We start from the raw sequence: 4,006 nt of genomic DNA, 5'->3' as shown, positions 1-4,006 counted from the left end.
CCCACCGCCGCCGCCGCGCCCCGGTGCGCGTACAGGGCGCGGCCGTCCAGCGTGCGCCACTGCCCGTCAGCGCCTTCGACGCGGTTGAGGATCGCGTTGTGGATGTGCAGCTGCGGATCGTGGTTGCGCGAGTCGTGCTGGAAGAACGACGCCACCACGAAGTCGTGGGCGTCGATGAACCGGCCCGCGGCCCCGCCGTGGTGCCCGACCCGCGAGTACCCGGCGTGCTCGGACAGGTAGTCCAGCGCCGCCCGGTTCCCTGCCCATATCGCGTCCTCGACCGCGTCGCGGTGCGTCCGCCACGACAACGCCGCCTCGTGGGCGTCGTCACGCTGCCGGGCGATCTCCGCCAGCTCGGCCGGATCCGCGCCCGCCGCCGTCGCGGCGGCGAGCGCGTCCGACAACCGTCCAGCCGTCCGTTCAGCGTTCACTTGCTGTGCCTCGAACGCCGCGTGCAGGACCGTCACCGACTTTTGGACGCTGAACGTGGCGTCCAAAAAGGCGACGTTCTTCCGCGCGGACTTGTTCGCCTCCAGGCGCAATTCCTCGCGCCGTTCACCCGTCGCGTCCGGTTCCTTGTCCAACGCGGCCGCGTACAACTCGTCCGCCGTTGGATAGTTCCGCCCGGTGTGGCCGAGAGTGGACGCCTCCGCCCACCGCGCTGGATCCTTGAACGCGGCATCGCGCGGGTCGACGAACTGCTCATAGACCGCACGCATGTCCTGCTCGTCGACCAACCCGGTGAGGCCGAGTTTCTCGGCCCCACCGCCATACCAACGCCCCGGCGGCTCCCCCTCCGCCACGGCGTCGGTGTAGTAGTTCTCCCGCCCCTTCGCGACCTCCTCCGTGAGGTAGGAGACCGAGTATCCGTTCGACAACGTCAGCATCCCGACCCCCTTCCAAGATCAACACACGGGCTTTGAAGATCAACAACGGCGGTCGTGTTCCCGGGCGCCCGCCAGGGCGCACCGGCCCGACAGATCGTGATGCATAGGTGTGCATCTGATTTCTTGATTGGTGAGTACTTGCTGGGTGAGTGGCTGATGGATGTCTTGGGCTGCCTTGGTGGCTTCCTGAGTGGGGAGGTGCTGCTTGGTGCTGTGGTGATCATGAGTTGGCCTTGGTGGCGTTGAGGTCGGTAACGATGTGGAGCGGGTGTGGTTGTTCGCGGAGTTCTTTGAGGACGGTTCCGGCTGTGCCTCGGGCGACTTCGGCGATTTCGTGGAGCTGGTCGACGGTCGGGAGGGTGCCGTGCAGCGCCTGGTACTTGCGGGCCTCACGGAACGCGCGGTCCCGCTTCGGCGACGACGGCGTCACGGCTGGACGCTCCGGCTTCGGCTCCTCCGCGCCGCGCGACACGGGCCGCTCCGGCTGAACGGAAGACACTGCCGGGACTGGACGTTCAGCAGGCTCGCTCGACGCAGCCGCGTCCAACGGCTTCGGCTGAACAAGCCCGGATTGGACGGACAGCGACTGGACGGCGACGCTCTCCGGACGGTCCGACTGGACGGGCTGCGACTGAACGGACGGCGCCCGCGAGACGATGGCACCGCTTGCGGCGGCCACATCCACACCCGAACTCGCGATCGTGTCCGGTGCGGTGGACGGCTTCCGGCTCGCGCGAAGCTCGCTGAGCATGAACAGCAGGTGCGCCACGATCGCCGCCGCGATCGCTGGCCACGCCCCCACCCAGAACCGCAGCAACTCCGGCGGCGGATTGCCCGCCGAACCCGGCTCACCGTTCGGCCCCGGCGGCACGGGGGCGGTGAACCCGCCCACGAAGTAGACCGCCTGCGCCAACCCGGACAGCCCGGCCGCGAGGATCACCACCGCCCACGCGTACCGACGGCCCGCACCCGTCAGCCGTGACGTCGCCACATACGCCACGATCGCCAAACCGTCGGTGATCACCGGGTAGGTCCACGCGATGCTCGCGAGCACCCCGGACGCCACCACGACCTCGAACAGGCCGTGCGCGGTCGCGACCGCGGCACAGACCGCCACCACCAGACCCGGCAGCCAGAACCCTGCCGTCGCCCACGTGCTCTTGGACTTGCTCACTGGTCCCACCCCTCGCTGATGTCGTCGTCGGCGGCGGCTTCGTCGTCGGCGTTCCACCGCGCGCAACGCTCCGCGCGCTCGGTGTCCTCGTCGGCGCGGTCGCCGCCGTACACCAGCTCGCCGACGCCGTCCACCGTCTGCGCGCACTCCGCCACCCGCTCCGCGAGCGCGGCACGGCCGGTTACCTCGGCGACGCCGGTGACGTCCTCGACACCGAACTCGGCCGGGACGTGCAGGCCGTCGAGCACCTGCTGGCGAGCCTCCGCCCAGCTCGCCCCGCCCTCGACGCGAGCGCGGAAGTCCCGCACCGCCGCGTCCACGCCCGGAACGGAGGTCACCGCGGCGTGCGCGTCGTCGACCCGGACGCCCGCGACGACCAGATCGGTGACGTAGTCGATCGCGTCGCGCGCGACCTCGGCGGGCGCCGCGTCACGCTCCAAGTCCGGGCGGTCGACCGGGGCGGGACGTTCCCACTCCGACTCCGGCGGCAGGACACCGCCGTCCCGGGCCAGAGCCCGCAAGCCCTGCGCCGCGGAATCGCCCGCGGCGGCGTCGCGGGACTCGGCCCGGGGCAGGCCTTCCTTGCGGTGGCGGGCGTAGTGCTCGATGGCGTCGTTGGCCACGACGGTGTCACCGGCCGCCTGCCGGTGCGCGGTGTCCGGGTCGAGCCCGTCGGCCAGTGCCCGCTCATAGCGGTCGATCGCCGCGTCACCCAGCGATCGCAGGTACTCGTCCGCCGTGTCGGGCTTGATCATCGGCTTGCCGCGCTTGACCGGTCCGCCGCGCCACCCGGTGACGACCTCCGGCTGGAACGCTCCACCCGCATCGGGGAAATACACGTAGAAATCGCGTTCGGCCACGCCCAGGGCGTGACACTGCTCCCGGATCGTGCGCCGGTAAAGCTGGCTCGGCGTCTCCCCCGTGGGCTGGGCGTCGTCGAACGACAGCAGCCGCACCTCGTAAGCCTCACGGCCGAACTCGGCGACCTGCTGCGCCTGCGCTTCGGTCATCTTCACGGCTGCTCCCATCCCTCGGACTTGTCGTCGACGTCCTCGGCGGCGGCCTCGTCTTCGGCGTTCCAGCGGGCGCAGCGCTCCGCACGCTCCGCGTCCTCGGCGTCATCCCCGCGCTGAAGCCGAGCCTCGGCGTCCTTCAGCAGATGGGCGCATTCGGCGCGCATCGAGTCGTAACGGTCGAGGATCCCGGCGAGGCGAGACTCGGTGTCCGGATCAGTCAGCCGCGCACGCTCGGAGTCCTCCTCGGAGAGCACCTGGTCGATCCGGCCCACCACGGTCCCGGGGCTATCGGGCTCCGCGCTGACGTACAGCTGCGGTTCGTCGGCCTGGTACGTGGCTTCGTTGTTGCGCCGCCGGACAGCGGCGGCCTCGGCCTGCGCAGAAGGTCCCGGGTTGTTGGTATCCACAGTGGACTCCTGTTCGGTGTCGTGGGTCGCCACGCGCTCGGTGGTGTCCTGCGCGGGAATGGGGTCCTGGGTTGCGGTGTCGGCGGCCATCGCGCGCGCGTCGTCGGGGTCGTAGCCGATGGTGATCAGCTGCTCGTAGTCGCTGACGGCTTTCGCGCCGATCGGTGAGACCCGCTCCAGCCGCTGCGCGATCTCCTCCGGCGGGATGCCTTCCTGCTGCCAGGTGAGGTAGGACAGCATCGTCGCGTCGGCGATCTCGCGCCGCCGCAACTGCTCCGACGTCTCACCGGGGTTGTCGAGCACGTCGTGGGTCGCGGCCACGCGAGCCTGATCGACCTGCTGCTGAATCTCCACTTCTTCCCACGGCTCGTTGCCGTCGGCCAGCTCGGCGGCTCGTGCGGCGTAGCCGTCGGCGGCGGCGGCGGCCTCGCGGGCTTCGCGTTCCAGCCGTGCCCGCACCACCGGGTCGGTGGCGCCGGCCGCGGCCGTCGAGCGGAGGAACGCGATATCGCGGTACCGCTC

At 70.6% G+C, this 4,006-nt stretch carries 4 protein-coding genes; all 4 read right to left on the bottom strand.

The features are described 5' to 3' along the window. Nucleotides 1-887 (bottom strand): relaxase domain-containing protein (locus AVL48_RS30935; RefSeq protein WP_156515786.1); only part of this gene is annotated, 887 nt, incomplete at its 3' end. A gap of 220 nt (nt 888-1,107) precedes the next feature. Beyond that, the gene (locus AVL48_RS30930; protein WP_061980565.1) at nt 1,108-2,061 is read right to left on the bottom strand and encodes a hypothetical protein; all 954 of its coding nucleotides are present in this window, start codon (nt 2,059-2,061) and stop codon (nt 1,108-1,110) included. Beyond that, a complete protein-coding gene (locus AVL48_RS30925) occupies nt 2,058-3,077 on the bottom strand; it encodes a hypothetical protein (protein WP_061980566.1) in 1,020 nt (339 codons plus the stop codon). The genes AVL48_RS30930 and AVL48_RS30925 overlap by 4 nt, the downstream gene beginning before the upstream one ends. Beyond that, nucleotides 3,074-4,006 (bottom strand): hypothetical protein (locus tag AVL48_RS39710; protein WP_169812907.1); only part of this gene is annotated, 933 nt, incomplete at its 5' end. The genes AVL48_RS39710 and AVL48_RS30925, both read right to left, overlap by 4 nt.

It is taken from the genome of Amycolatopsis regifaucium, assembly GCF_001613935.1.
Classification (GTDB): domain Bacteria; phylum Actinomycetota; class Actinomycetes; order Mycobacteriales; family Pseudonocardiaceae; genus Amycolatopsis; species Amycolatopsis regifaucium.
This window is presented reverse-complemented; position numbering and strand designations above follow the sequence as displayed.